This window comes from Paraburkholderia sp. PGU19, assembly GCF_013426915.1.
GTDB lineage: Bacteria > Pseudomonadota > Gammaproteobacteria > Burkholderiales > Burkholderiaceae > Paraburkholderia.
The window spans coordinates 506,600-533,281 of record NZ_AP023183.1; the positions used below are offsets into that span (position 1 = coordinate 506,600).

Consider the following 26,682-nt stretch of genomic DNA (forward strand, 5'->3'; position numbering starts at 1 on the left):
CCGACATCTCTATTTAGCCAGCGCTACGACATTTGAATCTGGCTTTGACATTGGTGCCAGATCATCCAACGCCTTCAGGCCGTCTTCGGCCCAGCTGAAGAAACGCCTGCACAGCCAGTCGCACGTCCTCCAGCATGGCAGGCTCGTCAACCGCGTTCAGGTCGCGCACGATGATCTTCCAGGCCTTGCCCGTGATCACGAATCCGTCCAGCAGCCTGCGGCGGTTCTCCATGAAATGGATCTTGAATTCGTCGGCAGTGGGAATCTGCATGTCGAGCGATTTGCGCCACATCTCCATCGACACGAGATGAAGTCGGGATCGAACTCCACGACGATCGGCATGTACCGCCTGGTTGCCTCCACTATCCGGGCCCATCCGTTCAGGTTGTGCAGCGCCCCCACGACGTCACGCCGTCGGCACCTCGACGCGCGTGAGCACGAGCACGACGCCTTCAGTCCCGTCCCACGATGCCACGCTGTCCTGTCGTACCGCGGTAATACCCGGTCTTCAACCGCCGGCTTGCGCAACGATCCCACCATGGAGTATTGGTCGTAACCGATTTCGTCAACCATGGGTACCGATTTAACGGGCGCCGCTGTTCTTGCCGCAACTTGATGCGGCGGCTTCATGGCAAGCTGTAGCGCTGACGGCGTGACGCACGCTTTGCAGTGGTTTGCTGTTCAACGCAAATGGAACCAGTCCGTTTATGCCAGCCACCCGGACTGGCAGATCGGATTTCTTTTTCAACTCACGGTCACACGCGACACAATCGTCAGGTGGTGAGCCGCCGATAGGCGTCAAGCTGTCCAGCAGGCCCTGCGGGTCGCCCCGTTTCACGAACGGGAAAGTCAGATTGCGACGGGCGGCTACGTATGTCGGATCAATTTCCAGATAGCGTGGCTCTGCGTCTTCAACACACCCAGCGTCACTCTGCCCGCGGGGCCTTCTTGCGGATGAGGCTTACCTGCCCATTGCGCTCGAGGATCGCTGACTCCACTTCATCCAGATCACAGGTATGAAGTGTCTGTCTCGCCGTCTCCAATACGTCCGTCCGGGTGGTGAGCGCCGCAGTCATCTGCCTGCTGTTAAACTGGCCGCCGCTAAAAACTTCTCTTTCGGCCCCGACGACGAATGCCTCGAGGGCCGGTGAGCGAACACACGCCCACGCCAGTGCGCGATGGATCAGCACGATCGCCAGCGATGCGGCCAGTGTAGGGATGGCCGGTGATGCCCCGACAATGACGCGACTCAGTGTGGCGCCGAGCAGGATCGCGACCACATAGTCAAAGGGCGACCGCTGTCCGAAAGATCGCCGTCCCGATACGCGAATCAGAACAAGCGTGGCGAAGAAGACCGCGACGGCGCGTGCCGTCATCTGCGCGGCATCAAGCTCTCGCCCTTCCCCAAATATCGCTGTCATCAAGTCCATGATGTTCTCCTGGCCTGGCCTGGCCGGTTTCGCTGGTGGCGGGCAGATTTGCCGCGCCTCGACCACCTGGCGTACCCATACCCTGCTGGGTGCCCGATGCCGCGGGTTGGTGGTTAGGTCAGTCAGGCGCTCCGACGTAGCCTGGCAGGCCGAGTGCAGCCCTGCTTCTTGCAAGCTTGACCGCTTTCCTGACGAGCAATTCGAAATCTCGGTCGGTCACGGGGGGCGGCAGTCGATGTCTGAAGAAATCCGCCCACCGGAACTCTTCAAGCGGCACGGCCGTCTTCTCGTATCCGCCCGCGTCGCGCACGAATGCAGAGAGGCTGCGGAATTCGTCGTCCACCAGCTCCCACACATGCTCGTACATGTCTGCAAACGCCACCCTTCGACCGTCGCGATCATAGGGGTAAGTCCACCGGTGGTTTTCCATCGTGAGCCAGAACTCCGCCCTCGTGAGAGACGACAGGTCGCTTATCAGCACAACCGGGACACGTGTGACCCCGGCATGCCAGAGTGCCGTCGCCACGTGATGATGGTCTATTGCATAGGGCGCGTTCGCGGGACCGAGCACGATGGGCACCGGCTTTTCGGCGATAGCCATTTCAAGCTCATGCCCGCTTAGGGAACGATATGCCTTCGTCTTTTCACGAATCTCGCGCTCACCGTGCGTTACCTGCGTCGGGCGCAACCGGGCGATCTTTATCGTCTTCATGCCTGTTCTCCGCGCTCGGGTGTGGATGGGCCGGGCAGCCCTGTCTTGCCGGACCAATGCCACCAAGCAAGAGGGTTCCCACGAGTCCGCAGCAGGGAGCGTGCCGTCACGTTGGCCGGTTCACGACGCACCAGGCGCTGCCGTACGGGGTGCGCGCAGGACGCGCCGACGGCACCGACGCACACGCACACGCACACGCACACGTCGGCGCGCTGATTCGCGGAACGCTCATTGCTGGACGCTTATGCGGATCGTGTGACCGGGTATCGATGGCAACGACGCAATTCCTCACATATTTCAGGGAGATACGAATGAACACGCAAGACAAGGAAAGCGGATCGACTGGCGCCCCCGCCGCATCGGACGCGATCGCATTGCTGAAGGCGGATCACCGCGCAGTGGAGAAGCTCTTCGATGCTTTCGAAAAGGCGGCAGACGGCAATCTGGAAGCAAAGGGCACGCTGGCACGGCGCGCATGCGAAGAACTGATTGTGCACGCGATTATCGAAGAGGAGCTTCTGTACCCGGCGGCGCACAGGGCACAGGAGAAACAGAATGAGATTGACGTGGACGAAGCATACGTCGAGCACTACCTGGTCAAGACATTGATTGAGAAGTTCGATTCGCTTCGGCCAGGCGATGATGGTTTTGACGCGACATTCAAGGTGATGTCCGAACTGGTAAAACATCACGTCGAAGAGGAAGAGTCCGAGCTGTTTCCGGCACTGTGCGAAAGCGGCATTGATCTCGTCGCGTTGGGAGTAAAGCTGGCTGCGCGCAAGAATGAGCTCGTGAAAAAGCTCGACGCAGCGGGGAGCAACCTTGTCGGCGACCGATCCCTGTCGTTCATACGTGCCGCCTGACCGTATGGAGATTCGTGCGTGTCCACCGGGGCGCGGTATTCTGCTTCATACCGACACCTCGGCGGTACCCGATCGCGATCAGAAGCGAGACGCCAGTTTAGTTACTTATCTGGTAGTGCTGTGCGTCGCGGTTCTTTTACTTTGCCCATCCTGCGGCCGATTGCATGGGAACGACGACCGGCACGGCCGTCGTCACAGGACGGGCGCAATGCCCGTTTCTCCGGCATCCGACTCGCAACAAACAAGAGCGAAGATGGGGCGGTTATCTGAATAATGCGCGTATCAGGTGGTGAGACGTCGATAGGCGTTCAGATGCCTCAGCAGACCCTGCGGGTCGCCGCGTTTCTCCAGCAGGATCGCCAGATTGTGATGGGCATCCGCATGCGTCGGATCAATTTCCAGACACCGTTGATAGCTTCGCTCAGCGTCTTCCTCACGACCGAGGTCCTCAAGCGCGATCGCACGGTTAAAGTGCAGTACTGCATCGCCAGGAAAGTGAATGAGCGCTTCGTCGAATACGTGAAGTGCGTCTTTGCACCGCGCCTCGAGTTCGCATAGAAGTACACCAAGGTCCACGTAAGCGGCATAGAAGGGCCTCGGGGATGATCCGATCGCTTTCCGGTAAGCCTGCTCGGCTCCAATGACGTCGGCCGTCCTGAGCTGTTCACCGAGGTCGTACCACTCCTCCGCCTGTTGCTCGCCCTTGCGCCGTGCAGGCGCGGTGTCGAGGAAAACGACATCACCCTTGATCTCGGCGACTTCGAAGTCCAGCAGCAACTGGCCCGTGACGGCGTCCCACTGCGACGGCCCCGTCCGCACGGCGACTTCGTTACCCACTGCGGACACCCGAATGCCCGTGAGCGGCAACTCATCGGGCAGCGCCTCTCTGAGTCGTGAGAGCGCCGCTATGATCTTGCGCGGCGGTATGCCCGCAGCCCGAAGCTGCAGGGCCGTGCGAAGCAGAACGGCATCCTGGAACGTGAAGCGCCAGGCGTTACGCGGTCCGCGCGTTGGGGTCACGAAACCCGCGGCAACCAGATTCGAGAGCACGCTGCGCGACACACCGAGCATGCCTTGCAGCTCGCGCATTGACACCTCGCGTGCCGGGGCGCCTGAGGTCACTTCTGCCGTCACTTCCGACGTCACTTCCGCGCCCGGACCTTCCCCGGTGCTTCAGCCGGCGCTTTCGCTGCGCGCGTCGCCGGCTTGCGCGTGCGCGGCGCCACGGGAAGCTCGGTGACAGGGTCTGCGCTCCTGCGCGTCGGTGCGGCGGGTGTAGCCGCGGCGGCCGCCTTAGGCTTTCCACCCTTCAGGCTTGCGCGCAGTGCATCCATCAGGTCGATGACCTGCCCTCCACTGCCCGTCGCCTCCGCCGGCTCATTCGCGATGATCTGCTTGCCTTCGATCTTCTCGTCGATCGCGGCGAGAATGCGCTGCTTCTCTTCGTCGACATAGGCCGTCGGGTCGTAGTTGTCTTCCGTGCCCTGCTCGATGATCTGCAGGGCAAGCTTCAGCTCGCTATCGGACACCTGGACGTGTTCGATATGCAGATCACTCAGCGAGCGGACTTCATCCGCGTAGAGCAGTTGCTGGAAAACCAGCCCACCCTCTTCGGGACGGACCTGCACAATCCGTGTCCTGCCCCGGAACGCCCATTTCGCCAGTGCACAGCGGCCGCTCTCGGCAAGTGCCTGCTGTAGCAGACTGTACGGTTTGCCGCCGCGCTTGTCGGGCGCGATGTAGTACGCCTTGTCGTAGAAGACCGGGTTGACCGCCTTCTCCGGGATGAACGCCATGATCTCGACGACGTGACTCGCACCGTCTTCCAGTGCTTTCAGTTCGTCGCCGGTGAACACGACAAACCTGTCCCGTTCGAACTCATATCCCTTGTTCATGCTGGAGCGTTCGACGACGGCCCCGGTTTTCTCCGAGACGTACTGCTGCTTGACGCGCGAACCGTCGGGCGCCAGCAGGTTGAAGCGCACGTCAGACGAACTCTCCGTCGCGGCATAGAGCTTCACCGGGATCGAAACGAGCCCGAAGGAGAGGGACAGCGAGGCAATTGAGCGGGCGGCCATGGACATCTCCTACGGATAGCGCGTTCAGAACCCACATATGCAAGGCACGTGCCACCGCTGTGTCGACGGTCGGCAGGCTGAGGCGCCCACATTATTGTAGGCGCCTGATCGCCGATGCCAGTGACTGGGTGGTGGTCCAGAATGCCCCCCAGGGGTCCTCGGTCTGGAAACTGAGATATTCCCGCGCGGTCTGGACTGTCCACTGAGCGCCGCTCTTCAGTTCGGACAGCTGCTCCCACGCCACCGGCACCGACACGCCCATCCCGCGGCGCGCCCGCGCGGAGAATGCGGCGACCGTGGTCTGTGCCATCCCGTTGCGCAGGTAATCGACATACACCTTGCCAATGCGGTTCGATGCGCCCGATGTTGCGGAAAACCGATCGGGAATCGTCTTCGCCAGATGCCGGACGAATGCCTTCGAGAAGGCCTTCACCGCGTCGTAGTCAAGCCTCGGCGTGAGCGGGACGACGACGTGCAGCCCCTTGCCGCCACTCGTCTTCAGCCACGCCTGCAGTCCCAGCTCATGCAGCAAAGTCTGGACGAGCAGCGCCGCTTCCTGAACATGTGCCCATTTCACGCCCTCACCCGGATCCAGGTCGAAGATGACCCGGTCGGGCTTGTCAATCCGGCCGACGGTGGAATTCCACGTGTGAAACTCCACAGCGTTCATCTGGGCAGCCGACATCAGCGCGTCGGTGGTGTCGATGGTTAGCAGCGGTGGGTGATTCGGCCAGAGCTTGCGGTCGTGTGTCTTGATTCCTGGCATGCCTGTGCGCTCGACGTGTTTCTGAAAGAACTGCTCGCCCTCGATGCCGTCCGGCGCGCGAACCATGGCCACGGGCCGGTCCTTCAGGTGCGGCAACATCCACGTGGCGACGCTCTCGTAGTACCGCGCGAGATCGAGCTTCGTCACACCGCTTGACGGGTCGACGATCCGCTCCGGGTGCGTGACCTTGATCCGGGATACTTCGGGCGCATGCGCGAGCGTCTGACCGCCCTCGCGGACGACCCGGCGCGCCGGCTTGTCGACCCGCAACCCCTTGAACGACGCCTGCCGCACGACGCCGTCTGCTGTCCATTCGGCAAATTCAATCTCAGCGACCAGTTCCGGGCGCACCCAGCGCTCGCTCCCGGCCGCGCGCCGCGACCAGCGCCGGGATTTCGTGATGGCGACATCGAATGGTGCCGAATCTGTTTCGAGCGGCAAAAGGCGCTTCCACAGATGGCGGCCGGTTCGGGCATCCCACCCCGTGCCCACACTGCCTGCATCGTGAAGCCTGCTGCCTTTGCTGCCCTCGTAATAGCCAAGCAGCAGGCTGCCCACTTCACCTTCCTTGCCACCGCGCGCGGTGAAGCCACAGATGACCAGTTCCTGCCGCAGTCGGCATTTGGCCTTCAGCCACGTCTGGGTTCGTCCCGATTCATATCGCGCGTCGCGGCGCTTGAGCATCAGGCCTTCCAGGCCCAGTCCGGCAGCAGCCTCGAAAACCCGCGTGGGTGGCGCCTCGAAATCCTGACTGAACCGGATGCGTTCCGTGTCTCGGTCGAGTAATCTGGCGAGCAACGCGCGCCGCGTCCACAGCGGAACGTTTCGCAGATCCTGGCCGTCGAGATACGGCAGGTCGAACAGGAAAAAGACGATCTCCCTGTTTGCGGCGTTGTCGATCGCATCCTGCAGCGCACCGAAATCCGGCAGGCCGTCTTTGAGCGCCACGATTTCGCCGTCCAGCCATCCACTCGACACGGGAAGGCGTTCGACCTCCGCCGCGAGACTCGCGAGTTTTCTCGTCCAGTCATGCCCGCCGCTCGTGAACAGTCTTACGCGGCCATTGTCGACCCGCGCGAGCATCCGGTAGCCGTCCAGCTTCGCCTCGGTGATCCAGTCGCCCCCCGAGGGCAGCGACGAAGCCAGCGTCGCGCGTTGCGGCTCGAGCTTTGTGGGCAGCGGAGCCGCGATCGCAGCAGAGAGATCCAGTTCTGGGTCCGCCCTGCTTCTGGCGCGCCCCGCCTTCGGCTCGCGGTCTTCGACAAGTCCCAGCGGGTGGGTCGTCACGCTGTCTGGAAGCGCCTTGATGACGTCGAAGTCAGCGAGCGGACGCGCCCATTCGTCGCGCTTCTTGAACAACATCCACTGGTCCTGCCGGTCGTCGGGCTTTGAGATCCGCACCAGTTCCCACAGTCCGGCGAGCTTTTCGCCGTGGAGCCGGAAGACCAGCTTCCCTTTGCTCATGCTGTCGTGTGGATCACCGAGGGGTTCCCATGTACCCCGATCCCACACAATCACGGTGCCTGCACCGTACTGCTTCTTTGGAATCGTTCCCTCGAAAGCCGAATATTCGACGGGATGGTCCTCCACATGGATGGCCATGCGCTTTTCCTTCGGGTCGTAACACGGGCCTTTCGGGACGGCCCACGACAACAGCACGCCGTCGTGCTCCAGCCGGACGTCATAGTGCAACCGGCTGGCCCAGTGCTTCTGGACGACGAAGCTCAGATCCCCGCTGGCGGTCAACTTCGACGCAGCGGGCGCCGGCTCTGGCGTGACCAGAAAATCCCGTTTTCGTCGGTAGCGAGAAAGCGGCGGCGACGCCGGGGCGCGGTCAGATGCCATGACAATTGATGAGGAGAACAGTTTTCTAGCAGATTGGGCATTCAGACAGTTCAGTAGCTTGCGACTTTCCGCTCGTCTTTCCTGCGCCTGATTGCGTTAGCCCACCCAACGGAATACGGCAAATCTGCGGCAGATCCTCTCGCGCGAAGAGCTCGCTCAACGCAAGCTGGTGGTCGATCCCTCGGGATGCAGACAAAAGAGCAGTTGCTCTCCGCTGGCGTTACCTCGGCTTCACTGGCTGGCGCCCGAGGGCACCGCGCTGGCCATCGAAGAGGGTGTAGCAACGGCTGGCGCCTCACTTGAGGAAGGCGGCGCAGTTGCGCCGGTCGCATTTTCGCTCGCGCTTTGCGCTGCCGCACTCTGGCCCGGCGTGCCGCTCACGCCCGCCGCGTTGGTCATGACGCTGCTGCTTGCTGAACTCATCGTGTCGCTGCTTTTTTCGTCGACTTTCTTGCAGGCGCTCGTGCCGAACATGAGTGCCGTCGTCGTCAGTACCGCGGACGCGTAACGTGTAAATGATCGCATGGTCGAGACTCCCCCGCTGGACAGGGCCGACCTGTTGATGCGCCGGCTGGTGGGTATGTATCACATAGCAACGTCCGTTCCTTCCGGGTTTGCGTCGGCCAGTCGCTGGGCCGGGCCAGAATCTTGCACGCGCATCGATGGAACGCAACACGCTGCGAGGAATACGATGACCAACAGGACACGCACGCCACGCGAGCCGCGACGACGGCTTGGCGAATGGTTTCCCGACAGTGAAGAAGCAATTGCGCGCTTCCGGCTCGATCTGGCCGAACGCGCAAGAGAGCGAAAGGGTGAACATAAGGGCCGCGTGCCGATGGCACCTGTCGTTCAGGATCTCTCGACCCTGCTGCAGGGTGACCCCGTCCTTCGCATGGACCTCACCAACGCGATCGGCGAGGCGCGCGATGCCGGTTTTCAGCTCGGATACAGCTCGATCGACGAACTGATGGGCATCGTCGATTACATGATGACGTACGCACCGCCCTTCAGCGAATCCAGCCTGATTCATTGCCCGTTGAACGCCCTGCTCGACTGGCCGATGTGCATGCCGTCCGGCTATGCGCTGTTCCGCGATCCGACGTTGAACGCCCAGCTCAGACGCGTGCTGAATTTCTGGAGTGGGTTCCTGAGCGGGCCATATTCGCGCGAACACCTCAACAGCGATGCGCCGGGCGGCTGGTTCAGCCCCGAGGCCGATGCGAAGATCGGCCTGGCGCAGTTCCTGTGCGATCCGGACAAGTTGTACCGGGGTTTCCCGTCGTGGAATGGCTTTTTTACGCGCCAGTTCAAAGCCGACGCCCGACCCGTTGCCGCACCCGACGACGACAGGATAATCATCAGCGCGTGCGAGGCGTCGCCGTACAACCTTCAGCACGACGTCAGGCTTCACGACGCGTTCTGGATCAAGTCGCAGCCCTACTCGCTGCAGGAAATCTTCACGGCGCGCGAGGCAAAGACGGCAAGGCAGTTTGTCGGTGGTTCGGTCTATCAGGCATTTCTCAGCGCGTTCAACTATCACCGCTGGCATGCGCCCGTGGGCGGCCGCGTCACGCACGCGTACGTCGTGCCGGGCACCTGTTACTCGGACGCCGAGTCCGAAGGAGAAGATCCGGGTGGTCTGAACGATTCCCAAGGCTACACGACGGCCGTCGCGACGCGCGCGATCATCGTGATCGATTGCGACGATGTGGCCATCGGCCCGGTTGGGTGTGTGTTCGTCGGCATGGCCGACGTGTCGTCGTGCATGATCGAAGCGCTACCGGGACAACGCGTTCGGAAGGGTGACGAGCTTGGTTATTTTCAGTACGGCGGCTCGACCTACTGTCTGATTTTCCGGCCAGACGTGGTTGGGCATTTCGTCCCGCAGGCGCCATTTCTTGACGATGGCCCTCCCGTCCTGGTCAATGCGCACCTCGCCACTGCGCGCTGATCGGGCGCGTCCAGCGCATCCGCATGGCCTTGCCTCTGAAGGAGCATGACGATGAAAGTGAAAGTAGCCAATGAGGGCGACACGCCCATCCGGTTGATTGTCGACGGCGACCCCGTGCTGGCTGAAACGCTCGAGCCCGGTGCGGAAATGGTAATCGCCGGAGAGCTGGTTGAGCTGGAGGATCTCGAACCCGGTCTCGAGAACGAAGACGAAGCCGACGATGAAGCGGAGCAGTAGCGGTCCCGACAGGCCCTTTGTGAACGCCAGCTGCCGTGGTATTTTTCCCGCCGGTCGGGATAGATGGCGACCGGGACGCCATCCGCGAGCCTAGAGGATTGGTGCGCCCCCCGTCACGGCGATCGTCGCACCGGATACGTAGCTCGCCTCGTCGGTTGCGAGCATCACGTAGGCGGGCGCGAGTTCGACAGGCTGACCGGGACGCTCCATTGGCACCTGCCTGCCGAAGTTCTCGACTTTTTCCCGCGGCATGGTCGACGGAATCAGCGGCGTCCAGATCGGGCCAGGCGCGACGCAGTTGACGCGAATACCCTGTTTTGCCAGTAGCTGGGCGAGCCCTCCCGTGAAGTTCTGGATTGCGCCTTTCGTTGTCGCGTACGCGAGCAGTCCCGGGTTGGGCTTGTCTGCGTTGATGGATGTCGTATTGATAATCGAACTACCCGGCTTCATGTGCCCGGCGGCAGAACGCACGATCCGGAACATCGCGCCGATATTTGTATCGAACGTTTTGTTCCATTCTTCATCGGTGATTGCGTCGAGCGAATCATAGGTCATCTGATAGGCTGCATTGTTGACGATGATGTCGATCCGGCCGAATTCACTTATCGCGCGCTCGACGCGTCCGTTGCACTGCGCCGTGTCACGGATGTCCCCGGGCATGAGTACCGCACGGCGACCCGCCTTTTCGACCCACCGTTGCGTCTCCTGTGCGTCTTCGTGCTCGTCCAGGTAGGAAATCAGCACGTCCGCCCCCTCGCGGGCGAACGCAATGGCCACAGCGCGCCCAATGCCACTGTCGCCGCCGGTGATGATCGCTGCCTTGCCTGCAAGGCGATCATGTCCAACATAGCTTTCCTCGCCATGATCGGGCTGCGGCTTCATCGGCGCGGTACGCCCCGGCACGGTGTCCTGCTGCTGCGCCGGAAAAGGTGGCGCAGGATGTCTGGTTCCAGTCATTGCTATCTCCCATGTTCACCGCGTTTCCGGTCTCACCGGCCTGCGGAATATGCGTATTCCGGAGCAAGCGCCCGGCCACGAAACCGCGCTGCGTGCTCACCACTTTTCTGGCGTTTTACCCGATGCGCGTCGACTGATGCCGACAGTTCAATAACCCTTCCGCTTTGTTAAGGTCAGTCAGTCGCACTGAGTGCCGCTTCGCATGCGCGCCGGATGATCCGGTATTCAATGGCGCCGACGTCGATGGATCGTTGATTGTCGAAGACGGCATGCATGCCATCGGCGTCGAGCAGGCAGCCATGACACGCCGCGAGCCGCACCGCAATGGGTAAGGCACGACTAGAAATCGTTACGCGTCTGAGAACATCGAGCACGGTGGTGTCAGCCAGAAACCACCGACGCATGGCATCAACCGCCTGTGCGGCCGACATCCACACGCGGGCCTCGGAAAACACGAGCAGGTGCAAGGCTACGAGCAAGGTGAGCCGCGTGACCTGTCCTTCGACCTCACTGGTTAATGCCCCGCGGGTTGAATGTCGGCTGTCCATCTTGGCCCCCGGACAAGTGCGTCAATTTCGTCGAAGCATGAAACAGACCTACGGTGCCGCGTAGCTGTTAATGCCCAGACGGCCTTGCCATTCCCGGCACGCTCAGCTCAACGAACGCGATCATCGACGACGTCTTTGCTGTGAATCCTCGTCGCCCGAGCCGAATGTGTCCCGCGACTGTATCGATCACGCGCTGAGGCACACCTCATGCTGAATGGGCGAAGCGAGCCTTCATGTAGAGCGGAACACTCGCACCGCATCCCTGGCCGGGACTCTCGTCCCGAGACCCGAGCGCCCGCATCCGGGTGCCGGTCGGTCAGCTGACCGATCTGCTGCTTGGGCAGTCTCCGCCGATTACCTGCTGGCGCTTCTTACCGCGCCAAGGCGATCGTTTTGTCTTCGAAAAAGGAGTCACTCATGTTTGCGCGCAACAAACGCCTGCAATACACCGTCCGCGTCGCCGCACCCAACCCCGGTCTCCAGTTTGGCGGTCCCCAGGGCGAACTCGCTACCGCCTGCGGCTACTTCACGCAGGCCGTCGCCAAAGACGACGCCCGCCGCAAGGACATGCTCTTCGATATCGCCACCGAGGAACTCAGCCACCTGAAAGTGATTGGCTCGATCGTCGCCATGCGCAACAAGGGGGCCAAGAGCCAACTGGCGGAGGCCGTCGAGGAGGAAGTCAGACTTGTACCGCTCACTCACCGCGGGAGGCAACCACTCGCATACGACCGCCCTCCTCTACGGTGGCGGCCCTGCGCTGACCAATTCGGCAGGCGTGCCATGGAGCGCCGCCTACATCGACACCATCGGCGAGCCGACAGCCGATCTCAGGTCGAACTCTTTCCACAGGGCAAGCTCCCCGGTGGTGCGAAATTTACCAGCGTCCATTTCGATCTTTCAAAGGGCGATGATGTGCGCGGCCCATGGAACGAAGGACGCGAATGGCAGTTTGACGGCAATCCGAAGCCCGCGGTCGATGGCGGTGACGGCACGGTGCAGGTGAATGTGCCGAAGGCGGACCTTGAGACACTGAAGGCCATGGCATCCCGTACCGCTTCAAACCCCGATGTCGATCCCACTACGGGCGCCGATCTGGGCGCCGGTCAGGAAACCACGACGAAGTGAGTGTAGGGATTGACGTGAAGGTCCGGTCGTTCGGTCGCGTGCGTCATTGAACCTCGCCGGCCGGACCATATGAATACACACGTTTTGTTTAGAGGCACAGCATGCTCGGCATTGTGATCCCCGCACACAACGAAGAAAGATTTCTTCCTGCCTGCCTTCGTGCGATCAGGCGGGCTGCCCGGCATCCCGGGCTCAACGGCGAGGAAGTCGCAGTCATGGTCGTGCTCGATGCATGCACCGATCGATCCACGCTGGTTGCTGCGCGATCGGGCGTCAGCACGATCTCCATCGAGGCCCGCAATGTCGGCGTGGCGCGCGCCGCGGGCGCATCGGCCATGCTGGGAAAAGGCGCGCGCTGGCTTGCCTTTACCGACGCCGACAGTCGCGTGGCGCCCGACTGGCTGATCGCTCAACTGGCGTTAAAGACTGAGGCGGTCTGCGGCGTGATCTCAGTCGATGACTGGCGCGAGCACGATGCGGCCACGCGCGAGGCGTTTTACCGGTCGTATGTTGACGCCGACGGGCACCGTCACGTGCATGGCGCGAATCTGGGCGTGTCGGCCCGGGCATATCGGCGTGCGGGCGGCTTCCGACCCATCGCGTGTAGCGAGGATGTCGCGCTCGTGGACATGCTGATCGCGACGGGAACAGCGATCGCCTGGAGCGCCGCGCCACGGGTCGTCACGAGTGCCCGCATTGTTTCCAGGGCGCGCGGCGGATTCGGCGATACGCTCGCCATGCTTGGCGATTGAACAAGCCGCAGTAGCTCTATTTCCAGCGGGCGCCGTGCGGCAAAATGGATCGTGGCGACGGGCAATGCGCTGTCACTGAGCCGCCGGGCTCGTAAATGCCTGTCGTTCGCGCCAGTTCCAAATCGTGGATTCACAACCGGATTCGCTTCGCTCCCATGGCACATGCACTCATCGTTGACGACGACTCCGCTACGCGCGAAGCGCTCGCAACAATCATCGCGGAAGAAGGTCTCACTGTATCCGTAGCGGGCGACCTGCAGGAAGCCCGCGGCCGGATTTTGCGAAGTACACCCGATGTCGTGTTTGTTGATCTCGAGCTTCCGGACGGTTCGGGCCCCGACCTTTTCGGTGATCTCGACCCGCGCTCGGGCGTAGTGTTTGTCGTGATCACGGGACATGCAACGGTCGAATCCGCAGTTGATGCCTTGAAAGCCGGCGCCACTGACTATCTGGTCAAGCCAATCGACCTCCAACGCGTGATCGCGATTCTGGACCGGCTGCCACGCACCGGCGACCTCAAGGCCGAAATCGGCGCGCTGCGCCACGAACTCCGCCGTATGGGCAGATTCGGGTCGATGGTTGGCAGTTCGCAGGCGATGCAAGTGGTGTACGACCAGATCAGCCGGGTGGCGCCGACCGCCCTGTCGGTGATGCTCGTGGGCACGTCCGGCACCGGCAAGGAAGTCGCTGCGCAAACCATCCATCAGATGAGCGCGCGTCGCAAACGGGAGTTCATCGCCCTCAATTGCGGCGCCTTCTCGCCGAAGCTGATCGAATCGGAAATGTTCGGGCATGAGCGCGGCGCATTCACGGGGGCTGATCGCCAGCATATAGGCTATTTCGAACGCGCCAGCGGCGGCACCCTCTTTCTTGACGAAATCACCGAGATGCCAATCGAGCTGCAGGTCAAGCTGCTGCGTGTACTCGAAACAGGCCTCTTCATGCGCGTTGGTACGGCGAAGGAACTGGTCACCGACGTGCGCCTGATCGCCGCCACCAATCGCGATCCGGAGCAGGCCGTGCAGGAAGGAAAACTTCGCCTCGACCTGTACCACCGGCTGAATGTTTTCCCGATCAGCCTGCCGCCGCTGCGCGAGCGTGGCGACGATATTGAGCTGCTCGCGCAGTCCTTTCTCGACGAACTGAACGCGCGCTTTAACACCAGGAAGCACTTCCCGCCCGCGGTCAGGGACATGCTGCGCTCGTACCCGTGGCCGGGCAACGTGCGTGAACTCAGGAACTACGTGCAGCGTGCGCACATCATGTCGAGACCGGGATCGGACAGCACCGCAGTCGTGCCCATGCAGATCTCATTGTCGACACCCGTGGCCAGTTCGACCATCACGATTCCGTTCGGCATGTCCCTCGACGAAGCCGATAAACAGCTGATACTCGCGACCCTTGAACAGTGTGGAGGCGTGAAAGTTCGCGCAGCAGAAGTACTCGGTATCAGTCTCAAGACGCTCTATAACCGCCTCGTGGAATACCGGATTCCCGAAGCGATCGATGACGACCGGGAACCCGGTGCCGCAGAGGAGTTCGATGCGCGCAACGGCTAGACCACCCGCGTGCCAATGGGACCCGTCATATCCTGGCACTGACGGCTATGCCTACGGTTCAGGGCCAGCAGCCGGCGTTGACGGCTGGCCAGCGCGACGCGGCCGGTTCTGTGCACCGACGCACCGCTCCGGCGGAAACATGGACAGCGTGCGTTAGCCGTGCGGCGGCGTGGACATCGATCCGCGCGATCAGTTCACGAATGCTGGCCGGTCTGCGCAAAAAGTGCGTCCAGACCCGCGGTGCGTATGCCGGCTCGGTCGCCGCCGATAGCAGCACGATGGGCAGCGATGAATGAGCCGGCTGCGACCGCGTCATCTGGCAGAGCTGGACGCCGTCAATGCCGGGCATCTGGTAGTCGGTGATCATGATTTCGATTGCCTCGTGCCGCAAGATGGCCAACGCCCGTCCGGCGTCGGCCGCTACCGTCACGCGATGTCCATCATCCTCCAGTGCTATCCGCAGCGACCACAGGTTTTCAGCGTCGTCGTCAACCAGCAGTATGTTTGCCATCGTCTCGTCTCGGCTCGCCTGCGTCGCTGGGTTCGCGCTAAACGGCGTCGTTCTCCTTTATTGAACTGCCGAAGCTGCTGCGTCCTGGGCTCCCGGTTTCATGGTGTTTTTGCCCGCGTTGCTGGAGGCCGCGCCCGCGACCCCCGCTCGCATTGGGCGTGCCGGTCCCGGTGCCACCCTGGCCTGCGCTGCCACCGCCCGCGCCTCCGCCACCATTCTCACCACCCGGGCCGCCGCCCGCACCTTGTGCGAATGCACTGCCTGCCACAGCGAGACAGACTGCCGTGATGATCAGATGCGTCTTCATGGTTTTCATGTTGCCTCCCGTTCCTCAAATATCGTTCACGCTCCCGTCGCGTGCGTCGATTGCCTGCCCTGTGGGGGCGCTTCGTCGCTCCGCCCGTCGCAGGTGCGTCGCTTGCGGGAAACGTGTCCTCGACAGCCTCGTCGACAGCGTTTTCCGTTCGGTCGTCGGGCGTCCGTCGTTCCGTTGGGTGTGCGGCAACGGCCGACTCCTTAAAAAGATTGATGTGCTTGGCGGTTCCGCAATAGACGTCCCGAAGCGGCGCCGTCGTTTGACCGCGTAACCCATGCTTCAGGAGGAAACCCTCATGCAATTCGAAGAATTTGAAAACAAGCTGGCAGCGCTGCTCCGAAGCGCCGGACCCGAAACAGTGGCAGAACTGACGGACACTGTCGTGGCCTGGTGGAATGGCGAGCGGGTCGTCTATGCACAGGCGGAGACGTTCGGCGCTGGCGCGCTGACCGGCCGGTTCATATTCGACGCGTGCCAGTGGTCCGCATGGAAGGACTGGCTTGCCGACTGGTTGAGCGATCCCGTCCTGAGTGTGCGTCACGATCTGCCGCGCGAACCATGAATCATGCCCTGCGCGAAGAAACGGCAGGGAGGGCAGATGCCAACAGAGACCTTAGTTACCATAAGCCAGCAATCCTGATCCTATGAGCTTCGCGGGAAGCGAGCGCGTTCAGTGGCGTCTGGTGATCCAGTGCGAACAGGTAGACCGAACAGTCGTTACAACTTCGGAATGCCGATAATTATTTCGGGTCGATCAATCCAGACCGGGCGCGGCATGACGATTGCGCTTCATCGACATCAGTCATGCTTTTCGTTGCTGTAGCGGCATCAGAAGCGGAGAACCCGGGGTGAGGTGTCCCTACATGCATGTCCCTTGCCTTCAGATACGACATTAAGCGAACGCGTCCTTTAGCCTCGTCGCGCCCACGCACGCGTACCTACGTAGTGACCGAGACATAAGCGCGTCCGCCAGAAGTTTTCCGTGACATTCGCCCTTTTGTTCAGGCCCCCTTCACTGGTGCAGGTCAATCATCGGCGTGATCGGCGCTTCTTCGCTTTCGGCGGCGTCACGCGGCGTTGCAGAGCCTTGCCGATTGACGTCTTGCTGTCGACATTGTGTGTCCACTACCTGTGGCCGAGTAACGCGTTCGCGCCACTTAACCACAAGCTCAATAGCAGGTTTTTCTTTATCCAGGATTCTTGATCTATCCCTCTCCTGCTGACGTATCGCGAAGACTCGGATCGCGCACGGTTTCCGCGCCGCTCTACCGATCCGCCCTGTTGCTGCGCGATACGGCACTACTCGATTTCCCCAGGTTCCGGTAACCGACCCACTATTAAAAGTTGCGATGCACGGTCTTCAGAAGGCTAACCAGACGGTCGCTGGCAGCGACCTTGGTAATTATGATAATACCGTATATACCGTTTATAGAAAGCCGCAACTGCCGGGGCTCGATTGCCTCTGATGCCGGCTCATCTGCGCGAATAAGGCAGCAACCGGTTACGCCATCTCCAGAAGATTCATGGCTCCAAGACACCGTCGTGTCCGACTCCCGCGACGGCCCGAAGCAACGGCGGTTGACGGGCCACGGTCAAGCCCGTGTAAACATCGAGGTATCGCAGCGCCATCGTCCTGGATGTGAAGCGAATTTCGAACTCATCCCGCACTCTGCTACGCGAAATATCATCGAGTTGCGCCACTGCGCGCACTGCTTCGGCAACATCGCCCACCAAGTATCCGGTCACGCCGTGCTCAATCACTTCCGGTGTCGAACCGCGATTGAACGCGATAACGGGCGTGCCACACGCCATCGCCTCTATCATCGCCAGACCGAAGGGTTCGGGCCAGTCAATGGGAAACAGCAGCGCACGGGCGCCCGACAGGAACGCGGGCTTCTCGGCCTCATTTATCTCGCCGAGGAAGTCAACGTGAGGCTGCGCCAGCAGCGGCTCGATCACGCTGCGGAAATAGGCTTCGTCAGCCTTGTCCACTTTCGCGGCAATCTTGAGACGCATACCGGCCCGGGCAGCAATTTCGATTGCCAGATCAGCGCGCTTTTCCGGACTGATCCGGCCCAAGAAGGCCAGATACGTTGGCTGCATGTGCGGCAGCGGCGTCAACAGCGAAGCTGGCACCCCGTGGGAGACCGTATCAAGCCAGTTTGCGCCGGGAAGCGGCGCCCGCTGCGACTCGGAGATTGACACTACCGGTACCTCGGAAAATACATCGAACACTGGCCGCAATTCCGGCAAATCGAGACGGCCGTGCAATGTGGTCAGGAACGGTGTACCAAGCTGAGAGAAGACCGGGAACGGCAAGTAGCTGAGATGGAAATGCAGTATGTCAAAGTCAGGAGCTTTGCGACGAACCTGTTCAAGCATCACGAGGTGCGGCGCAAGCGGATCGCAGACTGATGGATCGGAACGTAGCGACCGCGGCCAAGCTACCTCGAGGTGTGCCCGGGTGCGCGAGTCGCCACTCGCGAACAACGTGACATCATGGCCGAGGTCGATCAGGGCTTCTGTCAGATACGAAACTACCCGTTCTGTTCCTCCATAAAGCGCAGGGGGCACTGCCTCGTCTAAAGGCGCGATCTGTGCGATACGCATTGGGCGACTCCATTGCAAACCGATATCGGCGAGCACGCTGGCGACCAAGGCAGACCTAACGCTGTTTTTCTGTCATAACCCTGCGTAAGTCCGCGACGCCAGTGCCTTGGCGAGCGTGCCTAAATCCAGCATGCGGCGTTCCCAGACTGGAAATGTTTGAAGACCCATTGGTGGCCCGGTTTGCGCCTCCAGGCGTTTTGTTTTCCGCCGGGTCTGCAAGTCAGTTCATTTCCCCGCCTAACTGATTGCGACGAAGTGGCGTACGCGCTGCGTGGTCCACAACTACGCGTCGATTGCGCGGAACCAGCCGCGAGACGGCACGGGAATGTCCGCTCGCAGCGACCCGACGCCGTTCACCGCCGGGGTCCGCCCGCGCGTCCCTGCCGCGTCTGTCATGGGGACTCGGTCATCGCTGGCGTCAGCCTGTCGATGATTGTGTACCTTGTCATAAGCGCGCTCGTCGCGGCTATCGGTGCGCCACTGCTCGCCCCTCTTTCCAAACCGCATCCGTTGCAGGGCTTTGGCCTTGGCTCGGGGTCTGGATCATTGTTACAACGGTACTCACAGTTTTCATTGGCCCGTACCCGCCGTCCAACCGGCTGCGTTGCCGTGGCCTTCGCGAAACAGTCGTTCGTGTGCTCGCCGCGGATGCGTCGGTGCACATCACGGGCTTCGGTGCTTTTTGCGCCGGCAGCCACATCGGCTTGAGACGTGCTGGTGAAAGGATGCAACGTCGGTTTCCGGCCGAGCGGGGCGTTCGACGAAGCAGCAATGGCTGGCCGCTTGGAGCGCAGGACGTTATCCCGCACGATCGTAACTTGAAATGTGTTCGCAATTGATCGCCCGTAGCACAGAAGCCTGTCACGATAAATGCCTCGCCGAGGCGTCGCTTACCTGGGCACGTTATCGACCCGAGCGACATGCTGCGTGTCAGAGATTGGGCGTGAACGCCTCATGCGACTTATGGGAGACGCCGCGCTTGAGTGTTCGCGCCACCGCGTACAATGTGCTTAGGCGTTCCACTCCGAGACGTTGTGTCAAACCCGCCGAAGCCGCTTAGAAAGGCATATATGGCAGCACCTGAAAATCCGTCAAAATCAAATGTCAGCTTGCAGCCAATAGCCTCCTGGATCGCGGACCATATCAAAAGGCTGATCGCTCCGCCAGGAGACCCCTGCGCGCGCGAAGAGAGAAGATGTCGCAATCCCAGACGAGGCCGATGACGCCGGCTAGCCTGCCGCCCCGATAATATGCGCCCAGAAGATGCCCCGCTCTCCTGTCAACAAATGCGTTCACGAGTTCGCGCATGACGACGGTGCCATACGCGTTGGTTCGCGACCGCGACGCGAGATTCGCTTCGTAGAATCGACGGAACTCGCCCGGGGCTTCGACTGGACGCACCGTCAAGGTCGTCGCTGCATTCCGAACGACGTTGCGTGTCTTGCTGCTCATGGGCACCCACACCTCAGGCGCCGTGCAATCCGGACCGATATGAAACGTGTACCGTGCTGAAACGGTGAAGCCGCGCAGCGCAAAAGCAAGCGCATCTTTCACGCGATGGTCGAAGACCTGGAAAAAACTGTCGAAACGCGGCAACTGTTCGATCAGGCGCGTTGTGACGTGCATGCGATGCCGGAATTCACGCACGGGATCGGCCCCAATCGGCTTGATGACAGAGCCCAACGTTCGCGTCAGCGGCGGCAGACGCGAGACGCTCCACACGCCCTTGGGGGCGAGATAGTAAGGCATTTCACCCAGCAACTGGTTGCCGTGCATGACGGTCGTCATACCCCAGTCGCTCGTCGCAATGTCGAGCCACCAGCGCTCGTGGAAAATGGAATAGGCTGGGATCGCCGCCTGCCTCGACGAAGAAAGCGTTTCAGGTGTCCGCGCAGGTGGACAGTCTGCGGAGCGTTTTGAATACAGCTGTGAGAAATGTCCGATTGCCATAACCATGTCCCTGCGTACATAGCCGAAGCGAGTGCGCAAATTCCGCGCCCAAACTGTTTCGTCTGCATCCGCCGCATATAGCCGGTTTAGGCGCCCATAAGATGCGGAGCAAAAGCACTCCGGGTCGCGCCATGGTCCGTGCACAACGCTTTTGTGCGGCTCCGATAGCGATCTGCGTCCATCGGCTATGCGTACCGGCGTGCCTTCATCGGACCCGTTCACCCGGAGCGCCGTGCAAGAAGTGCATGCGCGACCGCAGGGCAGACATGACTGACCTGACCAGTCGACGTCGCACCCGCGACATCTGGAAGAACAACAAGGAGAATTCCCTGAGCCGACCACGAAAGGTGAGCATCACAACCGGCGTCCGGTGACGTGTTTCGCAATTCACCCAGTGAGTCGTACAAAGGCCGCATATCAAAGTCCCGACCATTGGCGAGTGGGCCCACCTGGCAACGAATTCGGTCGGCAGATTGCCTACGGAGTAGCGGTTATATGTTTCGTCATACGTGAAAATCCAATACTCGAGGCCTGGCTGACTGTGGTTGCGTTCGTTGGCGTTGCATTTCGTCTCGCCTGCTTACCGTTTGTCACGACATAAGGGTCAACGTTGGCGAGTCGATGAACGTTTACACAGCCAGCACTGTCCAGTGCAGTGCACTTTCAAGGGAGGAAACCATGAAGAAAATCATCGCAGCACTCGCATCCGTACTGCTCGTTACCACGGCATTCGCGCAGACTGCCGCGCCCTCGGACGCTGGCAAGGCACAGATGAAGGCCAACAGCGAGAAGAGTGAAGCACAGGCTACGGCCAATAAAAAGAAGGCTGAAGCTCAGAGCGACGCCGACAAGGCTCAGGCTTCGGCGAATGAGGACAAGGCTTCTGCACAGGCCGACGCCGACAAAAAGGCCGCGAAGAAGGAAAAGGCAACAACGCCGAAAGAAGCATCTGACGCACGCGGCGAAGCTATGAAGGCGCAGGCCCGGGCCGACAAGAAGAAGCACGCTGCGCAGGCCAAAGCGGACAAGAAGAAACATGAAGCCGCCCAGGATGCAAACGTGGCTCAGGCGAAGGCCGACAAAGAGAAGGTCGAGGCACAAGGTGATGCAAACAAAAAGGCCGCCGACGCCAAGGTGGATGCCGCAAAAAAACAGTAATCCCGGCTTTGCCTTCATGACCTGCAGCGGATCGACCCGCACTACAACGTGATACATGGTCTGCTCTGAGGGCGAGTCTCCATTCTCGCCCTATTTTTCGCAAACCGCGCCATGTATGATCGCCTCGCCCTCTCCTCGCCCGATCTTTAGCACGGCCCGACGAAGGAACAGGTTGTCGCATCCCTATTGGTGGAGCCCATCCGGCTCTCCAGTCCCTGATCATTTCTGCCGCATCAGCCCTGCCGCGCTCAATTAACCGCTCACTAAGGATGAGGACAAAACCATCGAGGTCCTCTGGTCCGTGATTCGCTATAAACGCAGACAATGTTTCGCCGATCGCCTGCATTGAGGAGGATTGAGTGAGAGACCTGCAATCACCGACGCTCCGCGGGCTAATTCGAGAGCGTATCTGGTCTCAATCAGAAAGCGGATAGCAACTTTGGAGCCGACTGCTCTTTGTCCCTCGCCAGTTTTCGATTCTCTCCGTCATTTAGTTGCAGTAGCAACTACTCATTTGACGCAAAGCAGTTGACGGATCAGGTGAATTTCCGCGTTCGTACCGAAAAAAGAGGCGGACATGCAGCATCGGCCGCCGATTTACGAGGGCACGATCTTTTGTGAAGTCACGTTCATTTTTTGCGCCTCACTCAGAGTTTCCCCCGCTGCGTGAGAAGGACGCGCCGCTGTCGCTTAAATAATGCACAGTTTCTGAATGTTACTAAATGATATCCGGAAAGCGAGACAAACATCTCGTCGCTATCCGCCAGATAGTTTGTCTATGGCATTTGAACCGACGCCTCCTCATTGCCTACAGAAGCGCCGCCTTCAACGCACACAAAACAGTGTAGAACAAAGTACTCCGAGACACATTTTCATAATCGTTCACACAAAGTTTCCGCAGTCATCGTGGCTCTCGCCCGCCTGCCGCGCACGCCACGTCCAACCTTCGAGGCTGCGCTGCTAGCGAATGGAAAGCGCGGAGCTGGATCGTCAAGAGGCGAAGTTCCAGCGTTACAGCTCGCCCTGCGTTCTATCTTGCTGTGCCGCGCACATCGGTCACCTGCGCCGGGACCAGTGAAGCTGACGCACTCACTGCATTTTCCCGCATTGATATAGTCTTGCCAACCTGTTCTTGAGCGCTGAACTCTCGAATCAATCTTTCATCCGGGCTTGACGACGTTATGCCCGCCATTGCAATGGCGCGATGCAACGTTAATGGCAAAGCGGGCTGCACATTGCTACCAGACGTCGCCTAGAACGCAGGTGCGGGCGACCGACCTGCACGAGGATGTCGTGCGTGAAGTGTTTATGACGTGCCTGACGCGTCCCGCCGTGATTTTGATGATCGGCGTGGTTGCTTGCCCCCGGCCCTCACGGGAATACAAGCGAGAAACGGAAGGCATACTCCTGCGAATGGCACGCGGCCGAATTTTCGCTATCGCGAGTTGCAAAGCCGCCAACGTGAACCCGGCGTACGGATCGCGAATGCTCCACAGTCCTTCAGGGTCGCGCAAATCTGTACCAGCATCGCTGGTCGCGGGTCAGCCGCGACCAACAATGTGTGACCGGTTCTACTATTATCGAGCATGCCGGCAAAGAAACAGTCCATGTACGGCTCGGTGAATCGGTTGACGGCCGTTATCGCGAACTGTTCGCCATGACCTGTGTATTCCGCATAATCCAATTCATGCGCCGGGCACATTGCCCGCACGGATCGCGTCGAAGGAGAGACTGCAAAAAGGAAGAATGCACCGGACGCGCATAGGCCCGACTCCTCGAGCGACCTCCGTGCGTCGCGAGCATCTCGATACGACCGGAATATCGCGCTCAGATACTCTGCCATCTGCTTCCCACCATGCTTCGTGTTGCCTCTCGAGGAAGCACGCCCCGTGCCCCGGCCGCCCACGCCCCGACCTCGCATGCAGCGAAACGCCGGGTTCGCGAACAAGCTTTTCCCATCCAGCCGCACGCTTCAGAAGGCGCTTTTCCGTTTTGAGATTTGCGCAAAGCTGTGGCGCCGGTCGCGTGTTTGGCTCGCATTGAGACGAGATGCCCATCGCAGCGGAGAAAACGTCCGCGGTCTGTATTCTATTTACAGGTTGTGGGCTGTGTTTTGCTCCGTCGCCAGTACGTGCCTGACGCAATTTACTCATGCCTTTGCAAGCATTTCGTTGAATACCAGCACTTTGTCAGACATGCTTTCTGACAGCGCAACCAGTTCCTCCCCTTCCTCGACGCCAGAGGGAGTTGGGACAGGTCGCAGATCCTCAAAATAAAAGTCCATCGCAGTGGCCAACGCGTCGGCGGCCATGAACAGGGCTTCGTCGATCGTGTCTCCCTGAGTGATCGCCTCTGGTACATCCCGGAATGTAACTAAGAATCCGCCTTCCTCGACCGGTTCGAACCGGGCCGGATACTTCAACATGTTTGTCTCCCTTATGTTTTCCTGAACCCTAAAGCAGCTGGCCTGCTGCAGTCAGCGTTGTGCACCTTCATCCAGTTCATCGAGCGGCGTTGCATCCCATTGCAGTGACCAGCATAGCGCATGCCATGAATGGAGGATTGATGCAAGTGATGCTGGAACGCCCGTCATCGCCGACGCTTCGCGCAGCACTGCCTCCACCGTCTGGCGGTTGATGACGTGGGAAATGTAGCGGTAATCGGCGTCCAAGCGGTTGGCGTTCTCCATCACCGGCGAAGTGGCGAATTGCTCATTGCGTCGCCGATCCGGGTGCGGCCAGCGGCGCGGCGGTCGTCGGCACGACGTTGCGCGCGAGCGCCGCGGAGAGTGCGACCTGAAATGCTGTTAGCCTGATCCGTGCGCCTGATTGGCGGCGCACACTGAGCCCTTGGGCTTCACCGCCTCACCGAGGATGATCTGTCGGGTCGCTGGCCCGTCATGGCCTGCACGACAACAGCGTTGGCTGAACGACTGCGCAGGCCATTGCGACTTGCATCAGAAGTTGCCGGCCACCTGCGACGCGTTCGCGCAGCCAGTGAAAAACACCACCGCGGCGAGGCCCACAAGCAGCATATTTTTTCACTTCGGGATTTCCTTCAAAGGTTGCCGCAGGCGCGGCGGGCGATTTGCTGCCGGGCGGGCGTTCCGGTGACAGAAGACTCGCCATCGGGAACTGCCGCGACCGGCGTGACGATCGATACGGGCCCGAACTGACAGTTGTCGTCCAGTAGGCCGGACTAGGTGAGATTGCACGCGGCGTACTGCTGCGCGGGCCAATCCGCGCCAACGAGGATGCCGCCGGCGAGCGATGCCTGATCCTTCGCCATTGGGCCAAAGGCCGAAGCGGTCATTCATCGACTCGATGACAACGACGAGACAATCGATCGCCGCACCCATGTACCGGTTGCTGCTCGGGAAGTTTGTTTCATTTGAGGCCCCTTCGGATTGATCTCGTCAGGGACGAAAACGAAATCGGGTCGCTGGTTGCACTTCATAATCCAGATGGGAAACGGCAACAGATGACTCGTGGGGCTCGTGTGCTGGGCAACGTTTGTCATTGCCGTAAGCGGAAAAACCGCCCGAAGGCGTCGTCAAGAATGCAAATTTTTCGTCTTGCCTGTCGAAAATTGAACGTTTAAATTGACGCTCCCGGCAGTCGTTCCCAATTTCCGGCGCGTGTCGGGGCCCGGTTGGTGATCGCTTATCGGGCCTTCTTTTTAAGCGCCGATTTCAGCGAGCTTGTGCGAAAAGTCGCGAGGAACCGAATGCGACAATTGGTTACGAAATGACATGCCAGCGGGCACGGGTCCAGAAGTCCTTCGCCGTGCTGATAGGCCGCATACTCGCCATCGGTCATTTGCTCGACGCCGGTCAAGAGTATGACGCGACCGATACGCGAGCCAGCGGCTGCCGGTTGCAACTACACGGTCGTTTGAAGGTCCGCAGATAGACTTCGATGATTTGCGGGAAGTGGCCGGCAGTCCGCTTCCACGCAACCTGCCAGAAAGCTGCCTGATTGAATCCAATGTGTGTTCAGGACAGCATCCGTCGAACTGCTTTGCCAGAGTGAAAGGTCGTTTTCTCCATGTCCGAAATGAACAGAACGGACCTTCGCGCTCCGCAATGTCCACGAAGACTGGATAACACGCGGCAGTGGTCGGCTTGAACCGCCATTCCTAAAACGACATTAGAAGTCAATAACGAATAGCGCATATCGACAGAAGTCGGCATTCCGTCCTGAATAAGAACCGGCGCGGAATCATCCGACATTTCACTGTATCGGAGGCACCGCACCCAGTTTCTCCGCCAGCATCCGTTCGTACACACCAAAGTGCAGGTCGACCTCCTCCTGCGTGACGGCCTGGACAAAGATGTTGACCTGCTCCGGCAGCAAACCCATCACGGTGGCAATAGCGCTCTCAAGCTCGGCGGCGCAAATCCGGTCTTCCGTCAGCGTCGTTCCGATGGCGATGTCATACGCCTTCTCGTGCCGAAAGACGATTTCGACAATGCGCGCCCGCGCGCTCATGTTGTTGTCGACGGCAAGTCGCGTCAGTTCCGCGACCTGCTGCATCAGTTCGGTCGGAAATCCTTTTGTGGAGCGCAGCTTGATGCGGTGTTTGCCAAGCGTTCTCCAGTCCGTATCGAATTCCACGGTCGTCTCCCAGTGAACATTGGTACGCGGACGGTATGGGCGCCGGCGCCGATTTTCAAGGCCAAAAAAATCTGCTGCGCCGCCTCTTGAAATTCACCGCAGACGTCCTATCTTAAGCATCGCTCACCAGTCGTTCGTGAACAACCGTTCGCGGGCGCTGCGTGTTTCAACCTTGATTGTCCGCGGCACGGGACAACCGGACTGGAGCGCGTATGCCGGTTTGTCTCCTCGCCGCAGAGGAGAAAGTAACCATGAGTGACGTGTACCTTGGGACCGACCTCTTCAGTGAACTGGACCGGCTGCAACGCCAGATGTCCAGCCTGTTCGGCGGCTTCCCGTCCAGTCTTCGTTCAAGCCAGTTCGGCACATTTCCTCACATCAACGTCGGCACAACCGACGACACGATAGAAATTGTCGCGTTTGCGCCCGGCGTCGAGCCCGCGAAGCTTGATATCTCCGTCGATAAAGGTCTGCTCTCGATTGCCGGCGAGCGGACGACCCGCGAAGCACAGTTGCCTGAGGGCACGCGGCAGTACGCGCAGGAGCGCTTCACCGGCTCGTTCCGACGGGTCATCGAACTGCCCCAGCAGGCCGACCCCGACAAGGTGCAGGCGCGCTATGTCGACGGGTGCCTGCTGATTTCTGTGGGCAAACGCGAAACGTCCAGGCCCCGTGCAATTACCGTTCAGTGA

Annotated in this window: 24 protein-coding genes and 1 pseudogene; 10 read left to right on the forward strand and 15 right to left on the reverse strand. The window is 60.4% G+C overall.

The window, feature by feature from the left end; genetic code table 11:
* Nucleotides 1–61: 61 nt before the first annotated feature.
* The 3 genes from H1204_RS49320 to H1204_RS49330 all read right to left on the reverse strand — a co-directional run bounded on the left by H1204_RS49320 (nucleotide 62) and on the right by H1204_RS49330 (nucleotide 2,142).
* The gene (locus tag H1204_RS49320; RefSeq protein WP_180736434.1) at nucleotides 62–292 is read right to left on the reverse strand and encodes a hypothetical protein; all 231 of its coding nucleotides are present in this window, start codon (nucleotides 290–292) and stop codon (nucleotides 62–64) included.
* Between the two features lie 634 nt (nucleotides 293–926).
* Nucleotides 927–1,430, reverse strand: coding sequence for a YetF domain-containing protein (locus H1204_RS49325; RefSeq protein ID WP_180736435.1), 504 nt, complete (start codon nucleotides 1,428–1,430; stop codon nucleotides 927–929).
* Nucleotides 1,431–1,548: 118 nt separating this feature from the next.
* Complete coding sequence (locus H1204_RS49330) at nucleotides 1,549–2,142, reverse strand: ParB/Srx family N-terminal domain-containing protein (protein WP_180736436.1); 594 nt, start codon at nucleotides 2,140–2,142, stop codon at nucleotides 1,549–1,551.
* Between the two features lie 311 nt (nucleotides 2,143–2,453).
* On the opposite strand from H1204_RS49330, the gene H1204_RS49335 reads away from it, so the two are divergent.
* Nucleotides 2,454–3,005, forward strand: coding sequence for a hemerythrin domain-containing protein (locus H1204_RS49335; RefSeq protein WP_180736437.1), 552 nt, complete (start codon nucleotides 2,454–2,456; stop codon nucleotides 3,003–3,005).
* A 282-nt stretch (nucleotides 3,006–3,287) separates the two neighbouring features.
* Here H1204_RS49335 and H1204_RS49340 read toward each other — a convergent pair whose 3' ends face one another.
* The 3 genes from H1204_RS49340 to ligD form a co-directional block, all read right to left on the reverse strand.
* A complete protein-coding gene (locus H1204_RS49340; RefSeq protein ID WP_180736438.1) occupies nucleotides 3,288–4,094 on the reverse strand; it encodes a tetratricopeptide repeat protein in 807 nt (268 codons plus the stop codon).
* A gap of 53 nt (nucleotides 4,095–4,147) precedes the next feature.
* Nucleotides 4,148–5,083 carry a Ku protein gene (locus H1204_RS49345; RefSeq protein ID WP_180736439.1) on the reverse strand — a complete coding sequence of 312 codons (936 nt, stop codon included), beginning with the start codon at nucleotides 5,081–5,083 and terminating at the stop codon, nucleotides 4,148–4,150.
* A gap of 91 nt (nucleotides 5,084–5,174) precedes the next feature.
* Nucleotides 5,175–7,694 (reverse strand): DNA ligase D, encoded by a 2,520-nt coding sequence (gene ligD, locus H1204_RS49350; RefSeq protein ID WP_180736440.1) that lies wholly within the window; start codon nucleotides 7,692–7,694, stop codon nucleotides 5,175–5,177.
* 169 nt (nucleotides 7,695–7,863) lie between these two features.
* On the opposite strand from ligD, the gene H1204_RS49355 reads away from it, so the two are divergent.
* The 3 genes from H1204_RS49355 (at nucleotide 7,864) to H1204_RS49365 (ending at nucleotide 9,885) form a co-directional block, all read left to right on the forward strand.
* Nucleotides 7,864–8,202 carry a hypothetical protein gene (locus H1204_RS49355; protein ID WP_180736441.1) on the forward strand — a complete coding sequence of 113 codons (339 nt, stop codon included), beginning with the start codon at nucleotides 7,864–7,866 and terminating at the stop codon, nucleotides 8,200–8,202.
* A 183-nt stretch (nucleotides 8,203–8,385) separates the two neighbouring features.
* A complete protein-coding gene (locus tag H1204_RS49360; protein ID WP_180736442.1) occupies nucleotides 8,386–9,648 on the forward strand; it encodes a phosphatidylserine decarboxylase family protein in 1,263 nt (420 codons plus the stop codon).
* A gap of 51 nt (nucleotides 9,649–9,699) precedes the next feature.
* Nucleotides 9,700–9,885 (forward strand): hypothetical protein, encoded by a 186-nt coding sequence (locus tag H1204_RS49365; protein WP_180736443.1) that lies wholly within the window; start codon nucleotides 9,700–9,702, stop codon nucleotides 9,883–9,885.
* A gap of 90 nt (nucleotides 9,886–9,975) precedes the next feature.
* On the opposite strand, the gene H1204_RS49370 is transcribed toward H1204_RS49365, so the two are convergent.
* The gene (locus H1204_RS49370; RefSeq protein ID WP_180736444.1) at nucleotides 9,976–10,842 is read right to left on the reverse strand and encodes an SDR family oxidoreductase; all 867 of its coding nucleotides are present in this window, start codon (nucleotides 10,840–10,842) and stop codon (nucleotides 9,976–9,978) included.
* A 173-nt stretch (nucleotides 10,843–11,015) separates the two neighbouring features.
* Entirely contained in the window at nucleotides 11,016–11,390 is a 375-nt protein-coding gene (locus H1204_RS49375; RefSeq protein WP_180736445.1) for a hypothetical protein, read from the reverse strand.
* 417 nt (nucleotides 11,391–11,807) lie between these two features.
* Here H1204_RS49375 and H1204_RS49380 point away from each other — a divergent pair.
* The 3 genes and pseudogenes from H1204_RS49380 to H1204_RS49390 all read left to right on the forward strand — a co-directional run bounded on the left by H1204_RS49380 (nucleotide 11,808) and on the right by H1204_RS49390 (nucleotide 14,829).
* Nucleotides 11,808–12,518, forward strand: a pseudogene (locus tag H1204_RS49380) (manganese catalase family protein).
* Nucleotides 12,519–12,619: 101 nt separating this feature from the next.
* Nucleotides 12,620–13,270: a glycosyltransferase gene (locus H1204_RS49385; RefSeq protein WP_180736446.1), complete on the forward strand. Its 651-nt coding sequence runs from the start codon at nucleotides 12,620–12,622 to the stop codon at nucleotides 13,268–13,270.
* A gap of 155 nt (nucleotides 13,271–13,425) precedes the next feature.
* Entirely contained in the window at nucleotides 13,426–14,829 is a 1,404-nt protein-coding gene (locus tag H1204_RS49390; RefSeq protein WP_180736447.1) for a sigma-54 dependent transcriptional regulator, read from the forward strand.
* Between the two features lie 58 nt (nucleotides 14,830–14,887).
* Here H1204_RS49390 and H1204_RS49395 read toward each other — a convergent pair whose 3' ends face one another.
* Both H1204_RS49395 and H1204_RS49400 read right to left on the reverse strand, forming a co-directional pair.
* The gene (locus H1204_RS49395) at nucleotides 14,888–15,340 is read right to left on the reverse strand and encodes a response regulator (RefSeq protein WP_180736448.1); all 453 of its coding nucleotides are present in this window, start codon (nucleotides 15,338–15,340) and stop codon (nucleotides 14,888–14,890) included.
* A gap of 37 nt (nucleotides 15,341–15,377) precedes the next feature.
* The gene (locus H1204_RS49400) at nucleotides 15,378–15,656 is read right to left on the reverse strand and encodes a hypothetical protein (protein ID WP_180736449.1); all 279 of its coding nucleotides are present in this window, start codon (nucleotides 15,654–15,656) and stop codon (nucleotides 15,378–15,380) included.
* 274 nt (nucleotides 15,657–15,930) lie between these two features.
* Here H1204_RS49400 and H1204_RS49405 point away from each other — a divergent pair, with 274 nt between their 5' ends.
* Nucleotides 15,931–16,218 (forward strand): hypothetical protein, encoded by a 288-nt coding sequence (locus H1204_RS49405; protein ID WP_243469145.1) that lies wholly within the window; start codon nucleotides 15,931–15,933, stop codon nucleotides 16,216–16,218.
* A gap of 959 nt (nucleotides 16,219–17,177) precedes the next feature.
* Here the strand turns inward: H1204_RS49405 and H1204_RS49410 are convergent.
* Together H1204_RS49410 and H1204_RS52480 are read right to left on the reverse strand one after the other, a co-directional pair.
* Nucleotides 17,178–18,266, reverse strand: a complete 1,089-nt coding sequence (locus tag H1204_RS49410; protein ID WP_180736450.1) for a glycosyltransferase family 4 protein — start codon at nucleotides 18,264–18,266, stop codon at nucleotides 17,178–17,180.
* Nucleotides 18,267–19,409: 1,143 nt separating this feature from the next.
* Nucleotides 19,410–20,438 carry a hypothetical protein gene (locus H1204_RS52480; protein WP_243469146.1) on the reverse strand — a complete coding sequence of 343 codons (1,029 nt, stop codon included), beginning with the start codon at nucleotides 20,436–20,438 and terminating at the stop codon, nucleotides 19,410–19,412.
* A gap of 456 nt (nucleotides 20,439–20,894) precedes the next feature.
* Here H1204_RS52480 and H1204_RS49420 point away from each other — a divergent pair, with 456 nt between their 5' ends.
* Nucleotides 20,895–21,374 (forward strand): hypothetical protein, encoded by a 480-nt coding sequence (locus tag H1204_RS49420; RefSeq protein ID WP_180736451.1) that lies wholly within the window; start codon nucleotides 20,895–20,897, stop codon nucleotides 21,372–21,374.
* A 2,149-nt stretch (nucleotides 21,375–23,523) separates the two neighbouring features.
* Here the strand turns inward: H1204_RS49420 and H1204_RS49425 are convergent.
* From H1204_RS49425 to H1204_RS49435, 3 genes are all read right to left on the reverse strand, one after another.
* Nucleotides 23,524–23,799, reverse strand: coding sequence for a type II toxin-antitoxin system HicB family antitoxin (locus H1204_RS49425; RefSeq protein WP_180736452.1), 276 nt, complete (start codon nucleotides 23,797–23,799; stop codon nucleotides 23,524–23,526).
* A 51-nt stretch (nucleotides 23,800–23,850) separates the two neighbouring features.
* Nucleotides 23,851–24,045 (reverse strand): hypothetical protein, encoded by a 195-nt coding sequence (locus tag H1204_RS49430; protein WP_180736453.1) that lies wholly within the window; start codon nucleotides 24,043–24,045, stop codon nucleotides 23,851–23,853.
* A gap of 1,561 nt (nucleotides 24,046–25,606) precedes the next feature.
* On the reverse strand, nucleotides 25,607–25,990 hold the full coding sequence (locus H1204_RS49435; RefSeq protein ID WP_180736454.1) for a hypothetical protein: 384 nt from the start codon (nucleotides 25,988–25,990) through the stop codon (nucleotides 25,607–25,609).
* A gap of 251 nt (nucleotides 25,991–26,241) precedes the next feature.
* Here H1204_RS49435 and H1204_RS49440 point away from each other — a divergent pair, with 251 nt between their 5' ends.
* Nucleotides 26,242–26,682: an Hsp20/alpha crystallin family protein gene (locus H1204_RS49440; RefSeq protein WP_180736985.1), complete on the forward strand. Its 441-nt coding sequence runs from the start codon at nucleotides 26,242–26,244 to the stop codon at nucleotides 26,680–26,682.

What these genes read in the sequence shown, in the direction of transcription:
- ligD (WP_180736440.1), bottom strand. Translation starts at nt 7,694, where the DNA reads ATGGCATCTGACCGCGCCCCGGCGTCGCCGCCGCTTTCTCGCTACCGA.
- H1204_RS49320 (WP_180736434.1), bottom strand. Translation starts at nt 292, where the DNA reads ATGTGGCGCAAATCGCTCGACATGCAGATTCCCACTGCCGACGAATTC.
- H1204_RS49440 (WP_180736985.1), top strand. Translation starts at nt 26,242, where the DNA reads ATGAGTGACGTGTACCTTGGGACCGACCTCTTCAGTGAACTGGACCGG.
- H1204_RS49405 (WP_243469145.1), top strand. Translation starts at nt 15,931, where the DNA reads ATGCTTCAGGAGGAAACCCTCATGCAATTCGAAGAATTTGAAAACAAG.
- H1204_RS49335 (WP_180736437.1), top strand. Translation starts at nt 2,454, where the DNA reads ATGAACACGCAAGACAAGGAAAGCGGATCGACTGGCGCCCCCGCCGCA.
- H1204_RS49375 (WP_180736445.1), bottom strand. Translation starts at nt 11,390, where the DNA reads ATGGACAGCCGACATTCAACCCGCGGGGCATTAACCAGTGAGGTCGAA.
- H1204_RS49345 (WP_180736439.1), bottom strand. Translation starts at nt 5,083, where the DNA reads ATGGCCGCCCGCTCAATTGCCTCGCTGTCCCTCTCCTTCGGGCTCGTT.
- H1204_RS49400 (WP_180736449.1), bottom strand. Translation starts at nt 15,656, where the DNA reads ATGAAAACCATGAAGACGCATCTGATCATCACGGCAGTCTGTCTCGCT.
- H1204_RS49360 (WP_180736442.1), top strand. Translation starts at nt 8,386, where the DNA reads ATGACCAACAGGACACGCACGCCACGCGAGCCGCGACGACGGCTTGGC.
- H1204_RS49425 (WP_180736452.1), bottom strand. Translation starts at nt 23,799, where the DNA reads ATGTTGAAGTATCCGGCCCGGTTCGAACCGGTCGAGGAAGGCGGATTC.
- H1204_RS49410 (WP_180736450.1), bottom strand. Translation starts at nt 18,266, where the DNA reads ATGCGTATCGCACAGATCGCGCCTTTAGACGAGGCAGTGCCCCCTGCG.
- H1204_RS49325 (WP_180736435.1), bottom strand. Translation starts at nt 1,430, where the DNA reads ATGGACTTGATGACAGCGATATTTGGGGAAGGGCGAGAGCTTGATGCC.
- H1204_RS49385 (WP_180736446.1), top strand. Translation starts at nt 12,620, where the DNA reads ATGCTCGGCATTGTGATCCCCGCACACAACGAAGAAAGATTTCTTCCT.
- H1204_RS49370 (WP_180736444.1), bottom strand. Translation starts at nt 10,842, where the DNA reads ATGACTGGAACCAGACATCCTGCGCCACCTTTTCCGGCGCAGCAGCAG.
- H1204_RS49390 (WP_180736447.1), top strand. Translation starts at nt 13,426, where the DNA reads ATGGCACATGCACTCATCGTTGACGACGACTCCGCTACGCGCGAAGCG.
- H1204_RS49330 (WP_180736436.1), bottom strand. Translation starts at nt 2,142, where the DNA reads ATGAAGACGATAAAGATCGCCCGGTTGCGCCCGACGCAGGTAACGCAC.
- H1204_RS49365 (WP_180736443.1), top strand. Translation starts at nt 9,700, where the DNA reads ATGAAAGTGAAAGTAGCCAATGAGGGCGACACGCCCATCCGGTTGATT.
- H1204_RS49340 (WP_180736438.1), bottom strand. Translation starts at nt 4,094, where the DNA reads ATGCGCGAGCTGCAAGGCATGCTCGGTGTGTCGCGCAGCGTGCTCTCG.
- H1204_RS49420 (WP_180736451.1), top strand. Translation starts at nt 20,895, where the DNA reads ATGAAGAAAATCATCGCAGCACTCGCATCCGTACTGCTCGTTACCACG.
- H1204_RS49395 (WP_180736448.1), bottom strand. Translation starts at nt 15,340, where the DNA reads ATGGCAAACATACTGCTGGTTGACGACGACGCTGAAAACCTGTGGTCG.